General features: G+C 55.2%; 22 protein-coding genes and 1 tRNA gene. 14 read left to right on the forward strand and 9 right to left on the reverse strand.

Annotated features, from left to right (window positions below):
- Positions 1 to 53 precede the first annotated feature (53 nt).
- The 3 genes from pyrF (at position 54) to M2418_RS16220 (ending at position 2158) form a co-directional block, all read left to right on the forward strand.
- Positions 54 to 746 (forward strand): orotidine-5'-phosphate decarboxylase, encoded by a 693-nt coding sequence (gene pyrF / locus M2418_RS16210; RefSeq protein ID WP_259147817.1) that lies wholly within the window; start codon positions 54 to 56, stop codon positions 744 to 746.
- A gap of 13 nt (positions 747 to 759) precedes the next feature.
- Positions 760 to 1047 (forward strand): DUF1330 domain-containing protein, encoded by a 288-nt coding sequence (locus tag M2418_RS16215; RefSeq protein ID WP_250983370.1) that lies wholly within the window; start codon positions 760 to 762, stop codon positions 1045 to 1047.
- A gap of 130 nt (positions 1048 to 1177) precedes the next feature.
- Positions 1178 to 2158 carry a complex I NDUFA9 subunit family protein gene (locus M2418_RS16220; protein WP_250983369.1) on the forward strand — a complete coding sequence of 327 codons (981 nt, stop codon included), beginning with the start codon at positions 1178 to 1180 and terminating at the stop codon, positions 2156 to 2158.
- A 562-nt stretch (positions 2159 to 2720) separates the two neighbouring features.
- Here M2418_RS16220 and M2418_RS16225 read toward each other — a convergent pair.
- Positions 2721 to 3527 (reverse strand): undecaprenyl-diphosphate phosphatase, encoded by an 807-nt coding sequence (locus M2418_RS16225; RefSeq protein ID WP_259147819.1) that lies wholly within the window; start codon positions 3525 to 3527, stop codon positions 2721 to 2723.
- Positions 3528 to 3688: 161 nt separating this feature from the next.
- On the opposite strand from M2418_RS16225, the gene M2418_RS16230 reads away from it, so the two are divergent.
- The 9 genes from M2418_RS16230 to M2418_RS16270 all read left to right on the forward strand — a co-directional run bounded on the left by M2418_RS16230 (position 3689) and on the right by M2418_RS16270 (position 13810).
- Complete coding sequence (locus M2418_RS16230) at positions 3689 to 4381, forward strand: glutathione S-transferase family protein (RefSeq protein ID WP_259147821.1); 693 nt, start codon at positions 3689 to 3691, stop codon at positions 4379 to 4381.
- The gene (gene queG / locus M2418_RS16235) at positions 4362 to 5543 is read left to right on the forward strand and encodes a tRNA epoxyqueuosine(34) reductase QueG (protein WP_259148033.1); all 1182 of its coding nucleotides are present in this window, start codon (positions 4362 to 4364) and stop codon (positions 5541 to 5543) included. Before M2418_RS16230 ends, queG begins: the two co-directional genes overlap by 20 nt.
- 7 nt (positions 5544 to 5550) lie before the next feature.
- On the forward strand, positions 5551 to 6438 hold the full coding sequence (locus M2418_RS16240) for an SDR family oxidoreductase (protein ID WP_259147823.1): 888 nt from the start codon (positions 5551 to 5553) through the stop codon (positions 6436 to 6438).
- 385 nt (positions 6439 to 6823) lie between these two features.
- Positions 6824 to 7183 carry a septal ring lytic transglycosylase RlpA family protein gene (locus M2418_RS16245; protein ID WP_192487804.1) on the forward strand — a complete coding sequence of 120 codons (360 nt, stop codon included), beginning with the start codon at positions 6824 to 6826 and terminating at the stop codon, positions 7181 to 7183.
- 107 nt (positions 7184 to 7290) lie between these two features.
- Positions 7291 to 8580 (forward strand): RsmB/NOP family class I SAM-dependent RNA methyltransferase, encoded by a 1290-nt coding sequence (locus tag M2418_RS16250; protein ID WP_259147826.1) that lies wholly within the window; start codon positions 7291 to 7293, stop codon positions 8578 to 8580.
- 154 nt (positions 8581 to 8734) lie between these two features.
- Positions 8735 to 10012, forward strand: coding sequence for an imelysin family protein (locus tag M2418_RS16255; protein WP_259147827.1), 1278 nt, complete (start codon positions 8735 to 8737; stop codon positions 10010 to 10012).
- 43 nt (positions 10013 to 10055) lie between these two features.
- On the forward strand, positions 10056 to 11585 hold the full coding sequence (locus M2418_RS16260; RefSeq protein WP_259147829.1) for a di-heme oxidoredictase family protein: 1530 nt from the start codon (positions 10056 to 10058) through the stop codon (positions 11583 to 11585).
- On the forward strand, positions 11585 to 12706 hold the full coding sequence (locus tag M2418_RS16265; RefSeq protein ID WP_259147831.1) for an imelysin family protein: 1122 nt from the start codon (positions 11585 to 11587) through the stop codon (positions 12704 to 12706). Before M2418_RS16260 ends, M2418_RS16265 begins: the two co-directional genes overlap by 1 nt.
- 9 nt (positions 12707 to 12715) lie before the next feature.
- Positions 12716 to 13810, forward strand: coding sequence for a DUF1513 domain-containing protein (locus M2418_RS16270; protein ID WP_259147833.1), 1095 nt, complete (start codon positions 12716 to 12718; stop codon positions 13808 to 13810).
- Between the two features lie 11 nt (positions 13811 to 13821).
- On the opposite strand, the gene M2418_RS16275 is transcribed toward M2418_RS16270, so the two are convergent.
- From M2418_RS16275 to M2418_RS16310, 8 genes are all read right to left on the reverse strand, one after another.
- A complete protein-coding gene (locus M2418_RS16275; protein ID WP_259147835.1) occupies positions 13822 to 14604 on the reverse strand; it encodes an aspartate/glutamate racemase family protein in 783 nt (260 codons plus the stop codon).
- A 2-nt stretch (positions 14605 to 14606) separates the two neighbouring features.
- Positions 14607 to 15308, reverse strand: a complete 702-nt coding sequence (locus M2418_RS16280; RefSeq protein ID WP_259147837.1) for a class I SAM-dependent methyltransferase — start codon at positions 15306 to 15308, stop codon at positions 14607 to 14609.
- Between the two features lie 12 nt (positions 15309 to 15320).
- Positions 15321 to 16574, reverse strand: coding sequence for a DUF711 family protein (locus M2418_RS16285; RefSeq protein WP_250983359.1), 1254 nt, complete (start codon positions 16572 to 16574; stop codon positions 15321 to 15323).
- Positions 16571 to 17242 carry an NTP transferase domain-containing protein gene (locus tag M2418_RS16290; RefSeq protein WP_250983358.1) on the reverse strand — a complete coding sequence of 224 codons (672 nt, stop codon included), beginning with the start codon at positions 17240 to 17242 and terminating at the stop codon, positions 16571 to 16573. The genes M2418_RS16285 and M2418_RS16290 overlap by 4 nt, the downstream gene beginning before the upstream one ends.
- Positions 17239 to 17622 (reverse strand): hypothetical protein, encoded by a 384-nt coding sequence (locus M2418_RS16295; RefSeq protein ID WP_192486724.1) that lies wholly within the window; start codon positions 17620 to 17622, stop codon positions 17239 to 17241. Before M2418_RS16295 ends, M2418_RS16290 begins: the two co-directional genes overlap by 4 nt.
- 1 nt (position 17623) lies before the next feature.
- Positions 17624 to 18376 carry an NTP transferase domain-containing protein gene (locus tag M2418_RS16300; RefSeq protein ID WP_259147839.1) on the reverse strand — a complete coding sequence of 251 codons (753 nt, stop codon included), beginning with the start codon at positions 18374 to 18376 and terminating at the stop codon, positions 17624 to 17626.
- Between the two features lie 103 nt (positions 18377 to 18479).
- A complete protein-coding gene (locus M2418_RS16305; RefSeq protein ID WP_259147840.1) occupies positions 18480 to 20060 on the reverse strand; it encodes a hypothetical protein in 1581 nt (526 codons plus the stop codon).
- A gap of 132 nt (positions 20061 to 20192) precedes the next feature.
- Positions 20193 to 20269 (reverse strand) — tRNA-Arg (locus tag M2418_RS16310).
- A 409-nt stretch (positions 20270 to 20678) separates the two neighbouring features.
- On the opposite strand from M2418_RS16310, the gene kdpF reads away from it, so the two are divergent.
- Positions 20679 to 20765: a K(+)-transporting ATPase subunit F gene (gene kdpF, locus M2418_RS25800; RefSeq protein WP_352230564.1), complete on the forward strand. Its 87-nt coding sequence runs from the start codon at positions 20679 to 20681 to the stop codon at positions 20763 to 20765.
- A gap of 17 nt (positions 20766 to 20782) precedes the next feature.
- Positions 20783 to 22492 carry a potassium-transporting ATPase subunit KdpA gene (gene kdpA / locus M2418_RS16315; protein ID WP_259147841.1) on the forward strand — a complete coding sequence of 570 codons (1710 nt, stop codon included), beginning with the start codon at positions 20783 to 20785 and terminating at the stop codon, positions 22490 to 22492.
- Positions 22493 to 22496: the final 4 nt, after the last annotated feature.

Here is a 22496-nt window from a genome sequence, read left to right on the forward strand (position 1 = left end):
ACGCAGCGCCGCGCGTCTTTGCGCGGAATGCTTTCAACGAACGGGGAGCCGAGATGACCGCACGCGATCGCCTGATCGTCGGACTTGATATTCCGACAGTAAAAGAAGCCGAAACAATCGTCAGCCAGCTTGGTGATGACGTTCTGTTCTACAAGGTAGGTTATCAGCTGGCCTTTGCTGGTGGGCTTGAATTTGCCCGTGATCTCGTCCAGAGCGGCAAGAAGATTTTCCTCGATATGAAGTTGCTGGATATCGACAACACGGTTGCATCAGGCGTCGAGAACATTGCCAAGATGGGCGTTTCCATGCTGACGCTTCACGCCTACCCCAAGGCCATGCGGGCTGCCGTCAAGGCTGCACAGGGCTCCGACCTCTGCCTGCTGGGTGTTACCGTGTTGACCTCCATGGACAATGACGACCTCATCGAAGCCGGCTACAGTGGCGACGCCCGCTCACTTGTCCTGCTGCGCGCCAAACAGGCCCGCGAAGCTGGCATGGGCGGCATTGTCTGCTCTGCTGAAGAATCAAGTGCCGTTCGCGAGGTTCTTGGACCAGATATGGCCGTCGTTACCCCGGGCATTCGCCCGGCAGGTGCCGATCACGGAGATCAGAAACGTGTGATGACACCTCTTGATGCCATCCGCGCCGGTTCCAGCCATCTTGTGGTTGCCCGCCCGATCGTCAAAGCTGCTGATCCGAAAGCCGCTGCACGCGCTATTCTCGCTGAAATGCAGACTGCACTTTAAAGGAGTTGAACTGATGGCCAAGGCTTATTGGATTGCCCGCATCGATGTACACGACACCGACCGTTACAAGGACTATGTTTCGACCGCCAAACCTGCCTTTGAGCGGTTCGGCGCAGTGTTTCTGGCCCGTGGAGGTGAGTTTAGCGAACTTGAAGGCAAAGCACGCCAGCGTAACGTGGTAATCGAATTCCCTTCGAGACAGGCGGCCGTCGATTGTTTCAACTCCCCTGAGTACCAGGAAGCCCTGAAAATTCGCCAGGCAGTTTCCGATGCAGAGCTGGTTGTTGTCGAGGGAATTTGACGCAAAACAAGTGTGAATGGAGAACCGTTCATCAAAGGGTAATCCTTGATGCTGTTCTCTCTTCACCTGCTGCCCGCTTTCAGCTAAGAGACCATTAAAACCTCAGTAATTCCGTTCGCAGGAGCCTGTCATGACCTTGGCAAACCTTCCCCCTCTCGTCACCGTGTTCGGCGGTTCGGGCTTTATCGGGCGTCATGTAGTCCGGACGCTGGCAAAGCGCGGTTACCGCATTCGCGTTGCTGTCCGCCGTCCTGATCTTGCCGGCTTCTTGCAACCACTCGGCAATGTTGGCCAGATTTCCTTCGCCCAAGCCAATCTTCGTTACCGCCAATCGATCGACAAGGCTGTCGAGGATGCCGATTACGTGGTCAACTGTGTTGGCCTGCTGCTTGAAAGCGGCCGCAACACATTTGACGCTGTGCAGGAATTTGGTGCTCGCGCAATTGCCGAAGCCAGCCGCGCCGCCGGTGCGAAGCTGACCCATCTCTCGGCAATTGGTGCCGACGCCAACTCTGCATCGTCCTATGCCCGCACCAAGGGTCGTGCGGAAGCTGCCGTACAGAGCATTCTGCCAGACGCGGTTATCCTGCGTCCTTCCGTCGTATTCGGCAATGAAGATGAATTCTTCAACAAGTTTGCCCGCATGGCGCAGACCATGCCGTTCCTGCCGTTGATTGGCGGCGGCAAGACGAAGTTCCAGCCTGTGTATGTTGAAGATGTTGCGGAGGCTGTTGCAAAGTCCGTTGATGGCGCCTTGAAGCCTGGCGCAATCTACGAACTCGGCGGTCAGGAAGTCATGACATTCCGTGACTGTCTTGAGGCAGTTCTGGCTGCCACCTATCGTGAGCGTCCGTTCGTATCACTGCCATTCCCGATCGCTTCGCTGATCGGCAAGATTTCCTCGATGGTTCCACTGATCAAGCCGGCTCTTACTGCTGATCAGGTTACGCTGTTGAAGAAGGACAATGTTGTTTCCGAAAGCGCGGAGAAGAATGGCCTGACACTTGCTGCCATGGGCATTACCCCTGTTCGCGTCTCGTCCGTTTTGCCGACATACATGGTGCATTACCGCGCCCACGGCCAGTTCGCCAAGACTGGAAAAGCCGCCTGAGAGCAAGGCTCAAAATTTTAAAACATCGACAATCGCCCGGGAACCATTTCCGGGCGATTTTCGTTTGGGCCAACAATCGTCAGATACGAAAGCGTGGCACAAGCGCAACGCTGAATAAGACTTTGCATTAACCGAGCATTCAGCAAGCTGTACTATTGATAATGGGCGGTGGGACACATATACCCCAGCCTCGCATCCCCAAGATGGACGACCCGTCATGTGGGCAATATCATTTGAAAGGCATATATAATGGGCAGGTCTATCGCACTGTTTTTTGCGTGTGCGGCATTGGTAGTTCTGGCAGGTTCTTTCATGGCGCCGGGTACTGTGGCCGCCGGAAAGAGTGAATGCGCCCCGGCTTACGGTGTGGATCCCTGCGCAACCGGTGCAATCCACTAAACCACATCTGATTTTCAGGTTTGACGAACGGCGCACGGTATTTTCATCGTTGACGCCATTTTGAGCCTTTCCCGTTTTAATGAAACAGGAAAGGCTTTTGCATTTCTGGTATCCACCGGGCCAGACATGATCTTCACATCCAGCTTGGTTTTGTTCTCAAAATTTAGCCTACCGTCAGAAGAGCTATCAGACCTATGGTGCCGATCAGTATGCGCCACCAGGCGAAGACGGCGAAACCACGCTTCGACACGAAATCAAGCAGCGAACGCACCACAAAAAGACCGGACACGAAGGCCGCGATAAAGCCAACGGCGATAAGCGCACCATCATCGAAGCTCAGTGCGTCGCGGTTCTTGTAGAGATCAAGTGTGAAGGCGCCGAGCATGGTCGGCATGGCCAGGAAGAATGAAAACTCTGCCGCAGAGCGCTTGTCAGTCCCCATCAACAACGAACCAACGATGGTGGCACCGGAACGCGACGTTCCGGGAATCATCGCCAGGCACTGGAAGAAACCGATCTTGAGGGCCAGTGACGGCGGGTAGTCCATGACGTCGGTATATTTCGGCGTCAGCGTCATGCGATCAACGGCCAGCAGGATAACGCCGCCGATGATCAGCACGACACAGATCAGCATCGGCGTTTCAAATAGCACTTGCTTGATGAAATCATGGGCAAAGGCACCGATGATGGCAGCTGGCAGAAAAGCCAGCAGGACCGCCAGAACAAAGCGGCGAGCCTTGGCACTTGTCGGCAGAGCCATGGCAATCGACAGCAGTTTTTGGAAATAAACCAGCAGGATGGCCAGGATCGCACCAAGCTGGATCAAAACTGCGAATGTATTGCCAGGAGACTTGAAACCGAGGAAATGTCCGGCAAGCAGCACATGTGCGGTAGACGAAACCGGAATAAACTCCGTCAAGCCTTCTATGATACCAAGCAGCAACGCGCTGATGATCGATTGGTCCGCCATGTGCAATCCTTTTATATGCCGGGGAGAATGTGGATGATGGTCTCTTGGGTTTAAACTTGTTTTGAAATAGCTAAGCTCTTATAGCTTTTGCCACAGGCGCATATTTGCAGCACTGCAGCACGAGCTTTTCACAAATCACCAATCTCTAAATTCGAGCATCAATGCCTACTCTTTATCATTCACCGATGTCTACTGCATCCCGGTTTGTACGTCTTATTCTGTCAGAATACGGCTTTCAGTGCGATTTGGTGGAGGAGCAGCCGTGGGAGAAGCGTAGGGAATTTCTGGCGCTCAACCCGGCCGGCACGCTGCCGGTGTATGTTGATGATAATATGAGAGTACTTTGCGGCCCGAATGTGCTTGCCGAGTTTCTGGACGAAACCCACGGTGTGCTGAAAAGAGATCGTCGTCTGCTGGCCGAAGACCCGTTCCAGCGCGCCGAAATTCGCCGCTTGACCGAATGGTTCCTTCAAAAGATGGAAAATGACGTCACCCGCCCCTTGGTACGGGAACGTGTCTATAAACTGCAGATGACCGCCGCACAGGGCGGTGGGGCCCCGGATTCCAAACTGCTGCGCACCGCACGCGCCAACATTCGCCAGCATATGCGTTATCTCGAGTGGCTGTCCGGCTCACGGACCTGGCTTGCCGGAGACCGTCTGAGTTATGCCGACCTTGCGGCGGCAGCTGGTGTTTCCGTGCTGGATTATCTGGGAGAGATCGACTGGCTCGAATCCCCCATTACCAAGGAATGGTATCAAAGGCTGAAGTCCCGACCGTCCTTCCGCCCGATGCTCGGGGAACGGATCCGTGGCCTTGCACCTTCTTCACACTATGCGGACCTCGATTTCTGACCCGGTGACACAAACAGCGCCCTTAAATGACCGCGACAGCCAACGCCGCGCGAAGCTGACGGCTTTTGTGCGCTCGGAGGCAGCGGCAGTCGGGTTCGATCTCTGTCGCATCACCGCCCCTGACAGTATTCCGCAGGCGCCAGCGCGGCTTAGAGATTTTCTGGAGGCCGATTACCACGGCACCATGAGCTGGATGGCTGAGACGGAAGAACGACGCGCCAACCCGCGTGTCCTCTGGGAAAGCGTGCGCTCCATCGTCATGTTCGGCATGAATTATGGTCCGGATAAAGACCCGCGTTATCTGCTGGACAAGCCGGACAAGGCTGCAATTTCTGTTTACGCCCGCAACCGCGACTATCACGACCTTATCAAGGGCCGGCTAAAGGAGGTCGCAACACGCTTTGCTGCCCGTGCCGGTGAGGATGTGAAGGTGTTTGTCGATACCGCACCTGTCATGGAAAAGCCGCTGGCGATGGCGGCCGGTATCGGCTGGCAGGGCAAACACACCAATATCGTCAGCCGCACGCATGGTTCCTGGCTATTTCTCGGCAGCCTGTTCACCACGGCCGAACTGGATTTTGACGGGCCTGAGCGTGATCACTGCGGGTCTTGCAGTTCCTGCGTAGATGCCTGCCCGACCGACGCCTTTCCAGCGCCCTACAAGCTGGATGCCCGCCGCTGCATCTCCTACCTGACGATTGAACACAAGGGCATCATCGACCCTCACTTCCGTCCACTGATCGGCAACCGTATCTATGGCTGCGATGACTGTCTTGCGGCCTGTCCGTGGAACAAGTTTGCGCAAAGTGCATCAGAAATGAAGCTGAAGGCACGTGACGACCTCAGCGAACCATCCATCGCCTTCCTGCTAACGCTTGATGATCCGACCTTTCGCACCTTCTTTAGCGGCTCTCCGGTCAAACGTATCGGTCGCAACCGTTTCATTCGCAATGTGTTGATTGCAGCAGGCAATTCCGGTGACCCGACATTTGTCGACCAATGTCTTGATCTCGTGAAAGATCCCTCGCCTGATGTGCGTGGCATGGCCGTTTGGGCCTTGTCGCGACTGATGGACAAACAGGCGTTCCACTCTTACGCTGCAACACGCGGTCCGGAAGATGATCCGGACGTGCTTGAAGAATGGCGACTGGCAGGAGCATAAGACTATAATGCATGCGATGATTTTGGGAGCCGGATATTCCGGCAAGGTGATAGCGACCAACCTTCAAGCCCATGTCTCGCAAATTTCAGGCACAACGCGCACAGCCGACAAGGCCGATCAGCTTGCAAAAATCGGCATAAAGCCCTTTATTTTTAACGGAGAAGAGCTGAGTGACGCATTGCGTGACACATTTTCAAGTGTAACTCACCTCATACAATCCATCGGACCGAACGACGCTGGTGATCCGCTGTTATCCCTTATCGGCAACACACCGATGCAAAGCCTGATGCCGAAACTGGAATGGGTAAGCTACCTGTCAACAGTTGGCGTTTATGGCGACCACGGCGGAGAATGGGTGGACGAAGACACAGCTTGCCGTCCGGTCTCGGTTCGCTCAGTTCAAAGAGTGGCGGCAGAGGACGCATGGATGGCGCAGGCCAAAACCTCATGCCTGCCACTCTCGATCTTGCGGCTTTCCGGCATTTACGGTCCGGGTCGAAATGCATTTCGAAACCTGGAAAACGGAACAGCACGCCGGCTGGTCAAAAAGGATCAGGTCTTCAATCGCATTCGGGTGGAGGACATCGGTGCGGCATGTGCATTGCTTTTTGCCCGGAAGGCTGACGGTATCTTCAATGTGACCGATAGCGAGCCCTGCCCGCCACAGGATGTTGTGACCTACGCTGCTCAACTGATGGGGCTTGAGCCACCTCCAGAGCAGGATTTCGAAACCGCTGAACTCTCCGCGATGGCCCGCTCCTTCTACGGCGAAAACAAACGCGTCTCCAATCGTCGTATCCAACAGATGGGCTTTGAATTTCGCTACCCGGATTACCGGATGTCGTTACTGCAAATGTGGGACGACAAGGTCTGGCAAGGGTCAGCGGATGGCTGAATCCAGTGGCTGTTTTGGCATGAAAAATTCATCCAAAGCCAGTTTAGCGGATGAATTTATCAAGAATTTGCCACATTAAGATTTGGTTAAACCGGATTTAGGGCGCCAGATTCACAGTCTTGGAAAATTTTTTCATAACAGTTTTGTGAACGGTCAGGCCTTAAAATTTGTTAGCAATTGCTTTTCAATTTGCTGTTGATTCTAAAGAAATTTTTCACCCTTTCTCAAAAAGCTCAACATTTTCAATCATCACGATAAAATCATGATTATTACAGTCATTTATATTTCGTGATTAGAAAAAGGCTCTTTTTTGCCATTTTTCGCCCTTTCTAAGCGCCGCACAGATCAACCGGCGCCCGCTGATGATAAAGGGAAGCACAATTTGATGAAGATCGGCCACAAGACTATCGCCGTTGCGACTATAGTTTGCTGTTCGTTTATTGCTCCACTTCAAGCCAATGCAGCAAACGGCTGCGGCGGGGCATCCTGGTACGCACTAACCTCGAAGACTGCTTCCGGTGAACGCATGAACCCATCCAACCTGACGGCTGCCCATCGCTCGCTTCGGTTCGGCACCAAGGTCAAGGTTACCAACAACCGCAACGGCAAGGCTGTGATCGTTCGCATCAACGACCGTGGACCGTTCATCAAGGGTCGTGTTCTCGATCTTTCCAAGGCTGCCGCCCAGCATATCGGCATGGTCAGCTCCGGCACTGCAAAAGTTTGCTACCAGATCATCAGCTAAGCCCTGATAATACGGCTTTACCCGTAAATCGGGTAAACAACTCGAAAGCCTTGCTCTCGCCGCCATTCACCGCTACCAACCAGACGATCATAGTTGAGAGGTAGCATATGCGTTTGGGCGGGCGTTTAGCCGGGGCAATCGAGGTACTGGCCGATATCGAGACGCGCAAGCGCCCTGTGGCCGACGCCTTGAAGGATTGGGGACTTGCACATCGTTTTGCAGGTTCCGGTGACAGGGCAGCCATTGGCAACATCGTTTACGATGCCCTGCGCATGAAACTCTCCCACGCCTGGCTGATGGACGACGATAGCGCAACCGCGCTGGGTTACGGTGTGATGCTACGCCAATGGAACATGACCGCAGACGCATTGCGGGCCGAGTTCGATGGCGACAAGTTTGCACCTGAGGCGCTGTCCGACAGTGCACTCAATGCATTTCAATCGCGGAACCTTTCCGATGCTCCCCTACATATTCAAGGTGATATTCCTGACTGGGTGCAGGCTTCGTTTGAGGAAGCGTTTGGTGAAAGCTGGCTGCAGCAGGCACAATCGCTGAATGAGCGTCCAACGCTCGATCTGCGTGCCAACACCTTGAAAGCTACCCGTGAAAAGGTTCTGAAGGCCCTGGACGACGCCGGGGCGGAAAAGACGCTGATTGCACGGCAGGGCATCCGAATTCCCGCAGGCACAGGCCCATCGCGTCTGCCAAATGTCACGGCCGAACTTTCCTTCCAGAAAGGCTGGTTCGAAGTGCAGGATGAAGGTTCCCAGATCGTTGCCGATCTGGCCGGTGCACAAGAGGGCGAACAGGTTCTCGACTATTGCGCTGGCGGCGGCGGCAAGACATTGGCCATGTCCGCATCCATGAACAACAAGGGCCAGGTTCACGCCTTTGACACTGATCGGAAACGGCTTGCGCCGATTATCGAGCGTCTCAAGCGCGCCGGAACCCGCAACGTGCAGGTCCATGATCGCGCCGCGGGCCTTAATTCATTCCTTGGCAAATTTGATCGTGTGCTTGTCGATGCGCCCTGCACAGGCACCGGTACCTGGCGCAGACGCCCGGACACCAAATGGCGCATTACCACCCGTAATCTTGACGAGCGTGTCGAACAGCAGAACGATGCACTGAAACAGGCCAAGGCGTTCGTGCGTCCCGGCGGTTTCCTGCTTTATGTAACCTGCTCGGTTCTGCCGCAGGAAAACGAACGCCAGGTCCGGCATTTCTGCGCAGAGAACCCAGAGTTCAGCATTCAGTCGGCACTTACACAGTGGGACAGCCTGTTTGGAAAGGCTGGCAAACGCCCGCATTCGTCCGATGGCGACACCATTACACTGACACCTGCTTCAACAGATACTGACGGCTTCTTTTTCTGCGCGATGCAGAAATCCGCCTGATCTCGAGCATTTGACGCCCGTCAAAATGACGGGTGTCAAATTCGACCCTTCTGTTTGAAAAGGTTCTAAACTAGATAATTTGACACAGGTTTGTGATTGGTTCAGAACTCGGCTGCCCGCGGCGCAGGATATTAGCGTCGCAAAAGGAGGGACCATGATCCGCAAATCCATTCTCGGCGCCACCCTGGCGCTTCTGGCCGCCTCGGCCACATTTACCGCTATTCCTGCCCGTGCAGCGACCGACCCGGCTGCTGTCGTCAAGCATTATGCGGAGCTCGCACATGCCAAATTCGAAGACTCGTTGAACACGGCGAAGGAACTTGAAAAGGCTGTAGACGCGCTGATCGCGACACCAAGCGAAGATACGCTGAAAGCCGCCCGCGTCGCTTGGATCAAGGCGCGTGTTCCTTACCAGCAGTCAGAAGTCTATCGTTTTGGCAACCCGATCGTTGACGAGTGGGAAGGCAAGGTCAATGCCTGGCCGCTGGACGAAGGCCTGATCGATTACGTCGACGCATCCTACGGCACTGAAAGCGATGAAAACGAGCTTTATGTTGCCAATGTGATCGCCAACAAGACGCTGAAAATCAGCGGCGAAGATGTTGATGCCACCAACATCACACCAGAGCTTCTGCAGAGCCTGCATGAAGCCGGTGAAGTTGAAGCCAACGTCGCCACTGGTTACCATGCCATTGAGTTTCTGCTGTGGGGACAGGATCTGAACGGCACCGGCTCTGGTGCAGGCAACCGCCCTTACACCGACTACGACACCAAGAATTGCACCAACGGCAATTGCGACCGCCGCGCTGCCTACCTCAAGGCTGCAACCACGCTGCTGGTTGCTGACCTGCAGGATATGGTCACCGCCTGGGCACCGGAAGGTGAAGCCACCAAGAATGTCACAGCCGATCCCAAGGCGGGCATCACTGCCATCCTGACCGGTATGGGTTCGCTCTCCTATGGTGAGTTGGCAGGTGAGCGCATGAAACTTGGTCTTTTGCTGCACGATCCCGAAGAAGAGCATGATTGCTTCTCCGACAACACCCATGCCTCGCATCTGAACGATGCTATCGGCATCGCTTCGGCCTACACCGGTGAATACACCCGCGTGGACGGCACCAAGCTGACCGGTCCTTCCGTTTCCGAATTGGTCGCGGAAAAGGACAAGGCGCTGGACGAAGAGGTCAAGGGCAAGCTGAACAAGACGCTGGACGCCATGCATGCCATGGAAAAGCGCGCTGAAGCCGGCGAAGCCTATGACCAGATGATTGGTGAAGGCAACGCTGAAGGCAATGCCGTTGTTCAGGCAGCAATCGACGGTCTCGTTGATCAGACCAAGAGCATCGAGCGCGTGATCACTGCCCTCGACCTCGGCAAGATCGAGTTGGAAGGCTCTGACAGCCTCGACAACCCGAACGCTGTTTTCCAGTAAGAATGAGGAGGGCCGCACATATCCTGTGCGGCCCCGTCCCCCCATGTCCCATTTCCGGCCCTCCCGGTTGCTTCTTTGTGCGTTGGCGGCAACAAGCCTGCTGCGCCCTTCCTTAGCCGATGACAAAACCTCCGCGTTGCGCAGCGATCTTTCAGACGAAGACCGCAACCGCGTGAGTGTGGTCACGGCACCGACGGTGGACTTTTCAAAGCCGGAACCTTTTGAAGCGATGTCTGCCGGAGCAACCACCAGCCGGGCAAAACCAAATAGCGGCGCCTTTTCGCATTTTTCCGCCAATATGCCGTTCGAGCGGCGGCAGGACTTCAAGCTCGGCAACGCATTATTTCAGAAATTATGGGTGTCCTCACCCTCCTCCACACAGGCGTCAGACGGTCTGGGGCCGCTTTATAATGCTCGCTCGTGCCAGAGTTGCCACGTCAATGACGGGCGCGGCCGCCCACCCCGCGAGGGAGAGGACGCCGTTTCGATGTTTCTGCGGCTGGCCCGCACAGCATCAAGCCAGTCCGAACGGGACGCCATCGCTCGCCATGATGTCCTGAATTTTCCCGATCCAATTTATGGCGGGCAATTACAGAACCTCGCCATTCCCGGATTGAAATCCGAAGGACGGCTGACCGTTACCTATCAGGATATGCCGGTTGTACTTGGTGACGGTGAAATCATAACACTGCGCAAGCCGACCTATGGCATTGACGGGCCGAACTATGGTCCACTAGATCCCGCCACCACCCTATCGGCACGCATTGCGCAGCCAACACTTGGTCTGGGGCTGATCGAAGCCATCCACGACGACGATATTCTGGCCAAGGCCGACCCTGAAGACCGGGATGGCAACGGCATTTCCGGCCAACCTGCCTGGGTGCGAGACCAAAGAACGGGCGATCTTAAACTCGGCCGTTTTGGCTGGAAAGCGCAAAGCGCCAATGTGCGTGACCAGAGCGCAGCGGCATTCTCCCATGACATCGGCATTTCCACGCCGGACAGACCAAATGCCTATGGTGACTGCGCACCCGCACAGACCGACTGTCTTGCCTTGCCGACCGGTGTTCAACCCCGGTTGGGCACCACCGAAGCGCCGGACCCTGTTATGGATCTTGTGACCTTTTATACCGAAAATCTTGCCGTCCCTGCCCGGCGCAAGGTGAGTGACGCTGAGGTTCTGCGCGGCAAGGAAATGTTTTACACATCCGGCTGCACGGACTGCCACACGCCGAAATATGTCACGCGCCGTGACGCCACCGACACGTTGCAAGCCTTCCAGCTTATCTGGCCCTATTCCGACTTCTTGCTGCACGATATGGGAGATGGTTTGGCCGATGGGCAGCAGGTGGGCGAGGCAAACGGCCGGGAATGGCGCACACAGCCTTTGTGGGGCATAGGTCTCACGAAGACCGTCAATGGAAATACGTTTTATCTGCATGACGGGCGCGCGCGCGACCTGACCGAAGCCATTCTGTGGCACGGCGGAGAAGCGCAGACCGCACGGGATGCATTTGCAGCCTTGCAAAAATCTGACCGGCAGGCTTTGCTGGCGTTTCTGGAGTCCCTTTGATGCGACCTGTCATGCGAAAAACCTTGTCCCTTCTGCCAATGATGCTGGTTCTGACGGCGTTTAACGCCAAAGCGCAGGATGTGGAACTCTCTCCACCGCCGCCGCTTGATCCTGCCAAGGTGCGGGTCATCATGAAGAAGGCTGTCGATGGTTTTATCAGGCCGGGTTATGCAGCGCTTGCGGTGTCTGCGACGTCGTTGGAAGGCAACATGAAAGCGTTGTGTGCGGCACCGTCACAGGAAACGCTGGACGCTGCTACCGCTGCATTTGCCGACACAGTCAAGAAGTGGTCGACGATCGAAATCGTCCGTGTAGGCCCGGTCATCGAGCAGAACCGATTTGAGCGTATTCTGTATTACCCTGATCGCAAGGGCCTCGGTCTCAAGCAGGTTCAGCGTTATCTGACCGAAAAAGACGAGGCCGTCACAAATGCGGAGACGCTGAAGGGCAAAAGCGTTGCCGCGCAGGGTCTGGGCGCACTGGAATTTGTTCTTTACGGCACCGGTTCCGAAGCGTTGCAACAGGAAAAAGACGGCTTTCGTTGCAGATACGGTGCTGCGGTTGCTGGCAACATTGCCAATGTTGCCAAGGACCTTCAGGCCGTGTGGGACGAGCCGGAGGGTGCTGCAAAGAACTGGACAGAGCCGGGCCAGGACAATCCGGTATTCCGTGATGAGCGGGAAGCGATCGTCGCTCTGCTCGGCATTCTGGTGCACGGCTCGGAAACCATTCGTGACCAGCGCATCGAGACTTTCTACAAGGGTCCGGAAAAGGTGAAATTTCCGCGCACTGCGATCTACTGGCGCTCAGGGCAGACATGGAAAAGCATCGCCGATAACCTCACGGCCGTGCAAAGCCTGATGAAAACAGCCGGCATGGCTGACCTTTTGCCATCCGACCAACGCTCGATCAGCGGTTCCATCGACTTTCTCGCCAAATCCATGGTGCGGGTTGCTGGCACGATCGATCCCGATGTCGAAAAGGCCCTGGCCAATGACGAGCAACGCGCCAAGGTTGATTACCTTCTGCTGAATGGCCGGGATTTCATCTACCGACTGAACGACCAGTATGGCGGAGCTATCGGTCTGAGTTCCGGTTTCTCTTTTTCTGATGGCGACTGAGGCTCAAAGATGACAGGCGCGAAAAGCACTCTGTTGATCGACCGGCGCCATTTCATCAAAGCCGCCGGTGCGTCCTTCCTTGCAGCCCTTGGCCCGCGCTCACTTTATGCGCTCGAGCGGGCTGATGCGGTATTTGCCTCAGGCTTTCGGGCACGCGATGGCTCCTACGGCATTGCGACATTGAGCGAGAGCGGTGAGATCATCGACCGGCTGAAATTGCCAGCACGTGCCCATGGCATGACCACCTGCCACAGGTCAGGCATGACAGTGGCGTTTGCCCGCCGGCCCGGTACTTTTGCCATGGCCTTCGACCCCGGCGGTGGTGTCGAGCCCATTGTCATGCACACCCCGGAAAATCGACACTTTTACGGGCATGGGCAATTTTCGCCCGATGGTTCCATTCTTTACGCCAGCGAAAACGATTTTGAGGGCAATCGTGGTGTCATTGGCCTTTATGATGCGCGGGACGGTTTCAGGCGCATTGCCGAGTTTGATGCACATGGCATCGGCACCCATGACATGACCGTCAGCGATGACGGACACCTGCTTGTTATAGCCAATGGCGGTATTGAAACCCATCCAGACTTCGGGCGCACCAAACTCAATATTGACCGCATGCAGCCATCTCTGGTGCTGCTTGATGCCAAAAGCGGGAATCTGGTGCAGAAACACACTATGCCGGAGAAGTTGAGCCAGCTTTCCACGCGTCACGTCGATCTTGGTGAGGATGGGCGCATCTGGTTTGCCTGCCAATACGAAGGACCGCGCAACGACCTGCCGCCGCTGGCCGGATATTTCTCCAAGGGCGAGGACATCACCTTCATTGATCTGCCGGAGGAGACGACCGAACAACTGGCCAATTATGTCGGAGCCATCGCGGTGAACCGCCGTGACGGGATTGTGGGACTGACCTCGCCGAATGGCAATGCTGCAGTTGTGCTTGATGAGGCGACGGGCCGCGTTCTGTCGGCAACGACAGTACGAGAGGCGGCAGGCGTTGCCGCTGCGGCCAAGGGCATCATCGTGTCATCTTATGATGGTCATTTTGGCGACAGGCTAACTGATGTGGCTTTCGACCAGCATATTGTCAGGCTGGTCGAATAATCGCTGTCGCATCAGGCGGAAAGCGCTGAAGGTGTCGTGTCGGAATTGGTCTGGTTTTGTTTCCCCATGACAAGCCTGAACGCACTGCCAGCCAGTGCCTGATTGGAATCGAAAACCTTAAGTCCATGCTTTGCAAAACGTGGCATGAGGCTGGTCAGTTCGGTGCAACCGAGCAGAATGGTATCCACCCCTGACAGGCGCAGTTTGGAACACAGGCGGTCGAGCCGCTCCAGATTGGCATCCCCAACCGCACTGTGAACTTTCACCTCTTCCAGCAGTTGCGAAACAAGCGACTGGTCCTCAGGCGACAGACGGTGGCATGCCATGCCCTGCTTTTCGATTACTGCACCGTATAGATCGAAATCGGCAAGCGACGTCGAGGTGAAAGGCGTTACCAGCTTTGCCTGCTCATGGCGGGCAAGGGCAACGGTTTCCTCAACGATATTAGGAACTGGAACAGCTGCGTTTACCGCCCAGCGGTCATAGAGCAGATGCGCGGTATTGCAGGGCAGGACGATGACCGTCGCACCCAAATCCGCCAATTCCCTAATATTCTCAGCTATGTAAGGCGAAGGGTCACGCTCTCCGAGCTGGAAGTAACGGCCCCGGCTTGGCAACTTGGTGTTGGTATCCGTGATGACTCGCGGAAAATGCCAGTCCTTGGTGGCTGGAACAAGAGCGTAGAAGGCGCGCAAGAACTCGATGGTCGCCCACGGCGCAACCCCGACAACACCCAGTACGCCTTCGTCTTCCGGCCAGTCTACGTCGCCACCAAGCGGCAGGATCTTCGCCATTTTCAGAAATCCGGCTTGAACTGATAGATGCGCAAACGGGTTTCGGGATATTTATTGAGCGGCGAACCTTCCTCGAACATGTTCTCGTCGCGAACGATGCTGAAACCGGCAGCGGCAAACATGTCGACATATTGCTGGCGTGTACGGTAGGTAGCCGAATAGTTGGACTGAAGATGTTCCGAAAGCCGGTCATTTATCTCATGACGGTTTTCAAGGCCAGTGCCATCGCGCAACAATATCAACGTATTGGAGTTGCACGCCTTGACGAGATTTTTCATCAACTCGTCGGACTGATCATCGTTGAGATAAACGAAAAGACCGGAAATGAAGACAATATCATATGCATCGTCTGCCAGAAATTTCTCGGCTGGCGACACCACGAAGTCAATATTGTCGACGCCCTGACGGACGGCTTCATTGCGACCGATTTCAGCCAGCGGGGCGGAATATTCCACCGCCGTGACGTGCTTGGCGCCACGGGCCGTAAAGCGGAACGTCCACTGGCCGACGCCTGCGCCGAGATCAACGATGGTCTTGTTTTTTACATCGCCCAGCCAGTCGAACACTTTTTGTGTTTCGCGGTCGATCTTGAGTTCAAGATTATTCTTGTCTTGCTCAAGATTGGCGATGCTTTCGAAAGCAACCGACTCGAAAGTCGAGGCTCGATCATCCCAGAAGCGTTTGACTTTGTCCTTGTCGAGCATGTTCAGAGCGCCTTAACTATTCAGTGAATCAGAGAAACGGGGCGAAAGAAGGCCCAGTGAAGGGGTGGAGGTCGCCAGACTGCGATCATGCGCCTGCAAGCCGACAACGCGACTGTCGCACAGAAAGTCCAGGTTAAACTCCGTGAATTCGTTTGGTGATTTGTTCGGAATCGGCAGAACACGCACACCGAGCGGCTTGTGCAGCGACAATGCCATCTGCGCGATATCCAGTGTCAGGCCGGCAATTTCCTCGGGGAAGCTGTTGCCACTGACCGGTACCATATCCACACCGCAACCACATACCGCCGATAGGGATACCAGCGCATCCATGTTGATGTTGCGGCGGCTATTGGCGGCAGCAAGCGTATTGTCTTCCATCAGGGAATACATGACGCCGTTGAAACCGACGCTCAGGGCACCGCTGGCGCGCAACGATGCTCTGATGGCATCGGTGAGCACACCGGTGATGAAAACGCTCCCGTGGCTGCCGACAGGCGCGCCCAGCAGATGTTCGATCAGGGCGGCCACAGACATTTCACCATCCGGGAACGGTGCGAAGGACGCATCCAGCCCTTTGTAAACGGTACCGGTTCTTTCGGCGATCTGCAGACCAAGCTGGTTGATCTCACCCAAAGCTTCACTCAGTCGTTCGACCAAACGATCACGGAACACGTTGATCGGTGGCGCAACGCCCAGTTCTTGCACGACAGAAAGAGCGATACCTGTTGTTTCCAGCGCAAAGCTGAAAGCGATTTCATCACCTTCGTGGCGCGAGAACGGGAAGAATGGCGAGTTGGCCGGCACGCCGCAGGATGCGCCGACCCGGAAATTGTCGAAACCGTTATTGCTCTTGCGGGCAATACGCGTCACCAGAGAGGCGACGTCATTTACCGCCGAGACCGACATCTTGTACTCATCGGCGACGATGAGGTTCATGAACAGACGTGGGAAACGGGTAATGATATCCAGTGCCGTAGACAGACGCTGGCGTCTTGGACCTTCCTCAACAAAATCGAACGGCAGGCAAAACCAGCGCACATCGGTTTCGGCCGCCAGATTGTCGATCCAACGAAGGGTGGAGAGAACCGTTCCCTCATTTTCACCTTCGAGACCGACAGCCGGAAGCGTGTAACGTATCGTACGTGGCACCATGTTGGCATCGCCAAGAATTTCTCTGGCCGTTGCAATCAGCGCCTTGGCGCCTTCTTCCAGTTCGGCTGGAGACTTGGCGCCAACCGGTATGCCAACCGTTACAGATCTGATCATTGGTTTCGGCACCGTTCCATGAAGTTAAGATAATCGCCGGGCGTGTTGATCTCGACGAAGGGATGATCCTCGACCGCGACAGATGCGACAGGCGCGCCATCACACGGCAGGGTCTGGCCAACGAAGAGGTTGCCGTGGCGTATGCAGAGTTTTTTCCAGCGCTCGAGAAGATCGGAATTGCTGATCTTGAACAGGCCGATTGCCTCGGGGTGGCGCACATTGCGCACCGCGCCCTGATAGGTTTCCTCAACCGTGCCATTGTCGCGCAACATGCAATGGATGGCGGTCAGCGTGCGGTTTTCACGCGCTTCGGTCAGCACCAGATCGGCCGGTGCGGCATCCAGCTTTTCAATCAGCGGACGATCAAAGAACACATCGCCCGACACCACGTAAGTGGGGCGCTCATCCAGTGCCAGACCAAGGCTCATGGCATTGTTGGTCAAGGCCCAGTCGTAGTTCACGACATAGTCGAGCTGCGGATACTGTTCCATGATCTGAACGGCACGGAAGCCGACAACAACTGTGATCTGCTTGCCAGCGAAGGCTTCAATTGCATGGTCAAGGATCGTCTTGCCAGTCTTTGGATGACGGATCAGAATCTTGGTGTAACCATCAAGCTGATGACCACGACCTGCGGCAAGAATGATTGCACGTTCAACACCACTCATCGCAGATCTTCCAGGCTGTAGCTGATGACAGGAAGATCAATCGGGAAACGATGCTTCACAGTCTTGTAAGGATAGATGTCGCCGCTGAGCGCACGCTCGGTGACCATCTTCCAGTCGAATTCGTATTTACCTGGGCGCAGACTCCAGATTTCAACTTCGGCATAGCTGAACTTGACGGCGGGAACGCGCTTGAGACCCAAGGCACGAGCAACCTCCATGCGGTGCTGCCCATCCATGACGAGCGCGTGCTGGTCATCCAGCGCAAGGGGTTTGTTCCAAATCTTTTCGTTCAGAACCTTTTCCTTGAGCCACTCCACGCGGCGCTTGCTGTAGCCTTCGATGTGCTTGAGGCTTTCGACCTCGACGAGTTCGACCTTCACCTTATGCTCCGTGTCCTGCTGTCATTGCTTCAAATTGATGGCTGGCGTTACGGTATGCGGTAACGTCGTTGTAAGAGGCTGCAAAAAATGCGCTGAGGTTAAGCTCGCGACATGGCAGCAGCTCCAGATTTTCCACCCATGGTGTCATGTAATATTGCGCGATGGTGCGCTGCATTGCCTGCTTGCGGATGTACCTGTCTGCTTGAACCTCGTTCCTGCCGACATAGAGCGTTCCCAGAAGCTTCGACCAGCCCTCGTATTTTGCGTCATATTTGGGGGCATAGACGATATCAGTAACATTGCCGCCGGCACCGGTTTTCAGCGTGCCACCGGTCAGTTGCTCGCTGTAGAGGCCGCGCGTCGACCATTCGGATGCCGTGCGAGCACCGCGGAAAATGCGCTGCCAACCGGCCTCCTGCATCACGATATCGGTCTCGACAATCTGGTAGCCATGCTGCGGCTGGCGCAAGGCATCGACGCCAATATCCGCCGAGAGGATATTGGTATCCTCGGCATAACGTTCATTGAATACTGGGCGAACGGCATCGCCATAGGTGGCACGCACGAAGTCTTCAATATCCGTGTTGCGGTATCCGGTCACGATGGTGATATCGCGCGGCTTTGCAGCCACCGCGACATCCAGAATATGCTGCAGGGCAGGTTTGCCTGCCACCGGCAACAGCGATTTATGCGTATCGCCCGTCAGTTCCGATAACCGGCTACCCCGTCCCGCCGCCAGAAAAACGATATTCATACCAAGCTCCAAATTACCGCGTCTGCCCCGTGTTTCCGGAGATCATGAAGCCTGCCATTGCTAGTGCCTCAATCTTTTCCCAGGCTGATCTGCAATTGCCAGTTCAAGCCGCAGCAGATGCCCGTTCTTTTCCAAGCCCTTCGGCAATCGCGTCGACAATAACCAGTGCCGACGGACGCTCATTGGGCAGCATGATGTTTTGCAGGCGAGCGCGCGTCTCATTGCGTTCAAGCGGCTTGCCCGCGGCATAAGCGAGAACGGCGGCTTCAGCTTCTGCAAGTGTGTTGACGCTCTCGGCGCAATCCACGGCCAGCTGTCCCAAGGCGTTGAGCTGCACGTGACGGCGCGAGTCGATAAATACCAGCGGTTTGTTGAACAGCTGATATTCGGTCAGGAACGACAGGCCATCGGTCAACATCAGATCAGAGGCGGCGAACAGTTCGCCATACTGACCCTCGAAGATCGTGCAGTTTGGCAGGGCCTGCCACTGACGCTTGAATTCGTCGAGGTTGGCCTGCGACACCAGTCCCATGCGCACAACCAGCGCGAACAATGCCGGGTGCGGTTTTAGAACGAACTGAATATGTGGCGCGCGCTGTGCCCAACGCAACATGTCCATATACATGTTATGGAACACGCCAAATGCCAGCCAGTCATTACCGACCGAGTGATGCGGTGCCCAGATAACGCGGTAGGGGTTTTCCTGTGTATCCGGCAGGGGCCATTGACCGTGCCCTATCGATCTCAGCAAACGCTCATGCTTCGGATAGCCCGAAAGGACGAACTTGCTTGGATCCGAATGCTGGAAACTGAGGAAATAAGACTTTGTCTGTTCCGTTTCACAGAAAACGCGCCACGCAGAGCGGTGATAGGGCTGGTCAAATGCCATCGGCGAAATTGTCGTTGGCAGCGCTTCGGAGTGGCTGAACTTCTGCACGATGGACATGCCGTAAGGCACGATGCAAAGGCGGGTAAAGGCAAGTTCTGCCGTGCTGAATGCCGGCGGATAATCACGATCCCAATGCGACTGGCGGAAAATGACATCCGGCGCCAGAAAGCGCAGTGTTTCCTGTGCTTCGGTAAAGTTCTGCGTGCCAAGGCGAACATGCTCAATACCGAGATTGGTCAGGGCACGGCTGACGACGTCCTCACCATTATAGCTGTTATCGCCGGGGAAGGCGCGATTGATACTAACGACAACCGGCTCAAAACGGTCGTCGGCACGCATGGCACGATAAATGTCGACCTGCGCATCCCAGGACTCAATCATGTGAACAAGAAACACGCTGCGGATTCTGCCGGACGCGACAGGAAGCTTGCGAAGACTTGTCTGCGCCAACTGGCGCAGCACCCGGTAGTGTTCTGCCGCAGCCTGCTCGCTTTTCGTACCGATGTCCTTCAGGCCACCGGCAACGGCTTCCGTCAGCTTGACGCTCGACTGCATCAGATCATTGGTCTTGTAGATGATTGCTTCCGCCGCACTACGCAACTCCTGAACGTTGACCTGCTGACCTTCCAGAGTTTCCTCACGAAACCGCTGAAAAAACTTGATCAGTTCGACCATAATCTCATCATTGACCTGCTGGCGCTCGGAGAGAGACGCAACACTGGTCAGAAGCTCATCGAGCTTATGATTGATTGAATTCAGGGGATCGGAAGAGAGATGGGAAACAGTATTGTCCATTGTGAACTTTCGCCTAGGTGTCGGCGAAATATTTCATCAATGGCTTGTGCCAAACTGACGTGACAATACCAAGCTACAACAGCAGGCGCTGATGAAATGTCATTTTTAACATATTGAAATTGAAGGAAGAAATGGCGCACCCGAAGAGATTCGAACTCCTGACCCTCAGATTCGTAGTCTGATGCTCTATCCAGCTGAGCTACGGGTGCGTAACGCGAAGACTTGTTTTGCTTGCGTGGCGATCCTCTAAAACGTCCTCTGACTGAATGCAAGCGCTTTTCGTCATAAATTTGCATTTTAAGCCATTATGCGGTGCAAAAACTTTGAAAACTCGGCAGAAAAATTCCTAAAATATATTTAATTACAAAGTCTTATAGATTTTACCGCCCAGACAAAGATTTAATTGAGCCATAAGAGAGGTCTTTAGTCTTTATCTTTTCCTTATGTCGTGGCGACAAATTCCCAATCGAAACCTGACCTGATGCGGCTCTACCCTTTAGCCATATCAACAGGAGAACCTGACATGTCCGACCTCATCTTTGTGGGAGTGGGCTTTGGCACCCTACTGGCTCTGGCGCTTTATGCCCGCGCCCTCGACAGGCTTTGAAGGGGCACACCATGATTGAAGCCCTTTTCGGCCTTCTCGTCGCTCTCGCCCTCGGCGTTTATCTCGTGGTCACGCTTTTGCGGCCCGAACGCTTCTGATTCTACAGGAGATTCTCATGACTATTATCGGGTGGCTGCAAATCAGCCTCCTTTTCCTCGCCGTGCTTATCACCATCAAACCCCTTGGCCTGTACATGGCTCGGGTCTTTTCAGGTGAGCGCACCGTTCTGTCATCGATATTCGGCCCGCTGGAACGCGGTCTCTACACCACCGCCGGGGTTAACCCCAGCAGGGAACAGGGATGGCTTGGCTATACGCTGTCCATGCTTGTGTTCTCGATCGCAGGTTTTGTGGTGCTTTATGCAATCTTGAGAGGCCAGGCCTATCTGCCGTTCAACAGCCAGGGTTTTGCCGGCATGGCCCCTGATCTTGCGTTTAACACCGCCGTTTCCTTTGTTACCAATACCAACTGGCAGAACTATGCTGGTGAAACCACGCTCAGCCATTTCAGCCAGATGGCCGGTTTGACGGTCCAGAACTTTCTTTCTGCCGCCACCGGCATGGCGCTTGCTATGGCGCTAACACGTGCCTTCATCCGGTCCAAGGTATCGACGCTTGGCAACTTCTGGGTCGATATGACCCGGGCCACTCTCTACATATTGTTGCCTATCGCCGTGCTGGTTGCGATTGCTTTTGTTGCCATGGGTCTGCCGCAAACGCTTCAGGCCGCTGTCAATGCCACGACGCTCGAAGGTACCCAGCAGGTTATCTCGCTGGGTCCGGTCGCATCGCAGGAAGCGATCAAGCAACTTGGCACCAATGGCGGCGGGTTCTTTAATGCCAATGCCGCGCATCCATTTGAAAACCCGACCACCTACGCCAACTACCTGAACATGTTCGCGATGCTGTCGATTTCTGCAGCGCTGGTTTACACCTTCGGGCAGATGGTCGGGAACCGCCGTCAAGGCTGGGCGCTGATATCAGCCATGGCGATGCTGCTGATTGCAGGGGTTACCGTCACCTACTGGGCGGAAGCGCAGGGCAACCCGATCCTGACGGCCCTTGGTGTCGACCCTTCTCTCGGTAATATGGAAGGCAAGGAAGTCCGTTTCGGACAGGCCATGACGGCGCTTTATGCTGCCGTGACAACCGGCCTGTCGGATGGTGGCGTCAATGGCATGCACGGGTCGTTCACCGGACTTGGCGGATTGGTGCCAATGTTCCTGATCCAGCTTGGTGAAGTGCTGCCTGGCGGTGTTGGCTCCGGTCTTTACGGAATGCTGGTTTTTGCCATTCTCTCGGTTTTTGTGGCCGGTCTGATGGTGGGTCGCACACCGGAGTTTCTGGGCAAGAAAATTGAAAGCCGGGAAATGAAATTTGCCATGCTGGCAGTGCTGATACTGCCCCTGGTCATTCTTGGCTTCACCGCCGTGTCCGCCATGTTGCCCTTTGCGGTGGCAAGTGTCGGAACCGCAGGTCCGCACGGACTTTCGGAAATTCTCTACGCCTACACGTCGGCAACCGGCAATAATGGCTCGGCCTTCGGTGGCCTCAGCGGCAATACCGTCTGGTACAATACAACATTGGGAATCGCCATGTTGCTTGGTCGTTTTGCCTATGTCGTGCCGGTCATGGCCATTGCCGGATCATTGGTCAGCAAAGTCAGAGTGCCAGCATCGTCAGGCACATTTCCGACCAATGGCCCGCTGTTTGTGTGTCTGCTGGTCGGCATCATCCTCATTCTCGGTGGTCTGCAGTTTTTCCCTGCGCTCGCACTCGGCCCTGTTGTCGAGCACCTTGCGATGCTTGCCAACCAGAGCTTCTAAAGGA

Origin of the sequence: Rhizobium sp. BIGb0125 (genome assembly GCF_024810055.1) — a bacterium.
In the GTDB taxonomy this organism is placed as follows: domain Bacteria; phylum Pseudomonadota; class Alphaproteobacteria; order Rhizobiales; family Rhizobiaceae; genus Agrobacterium.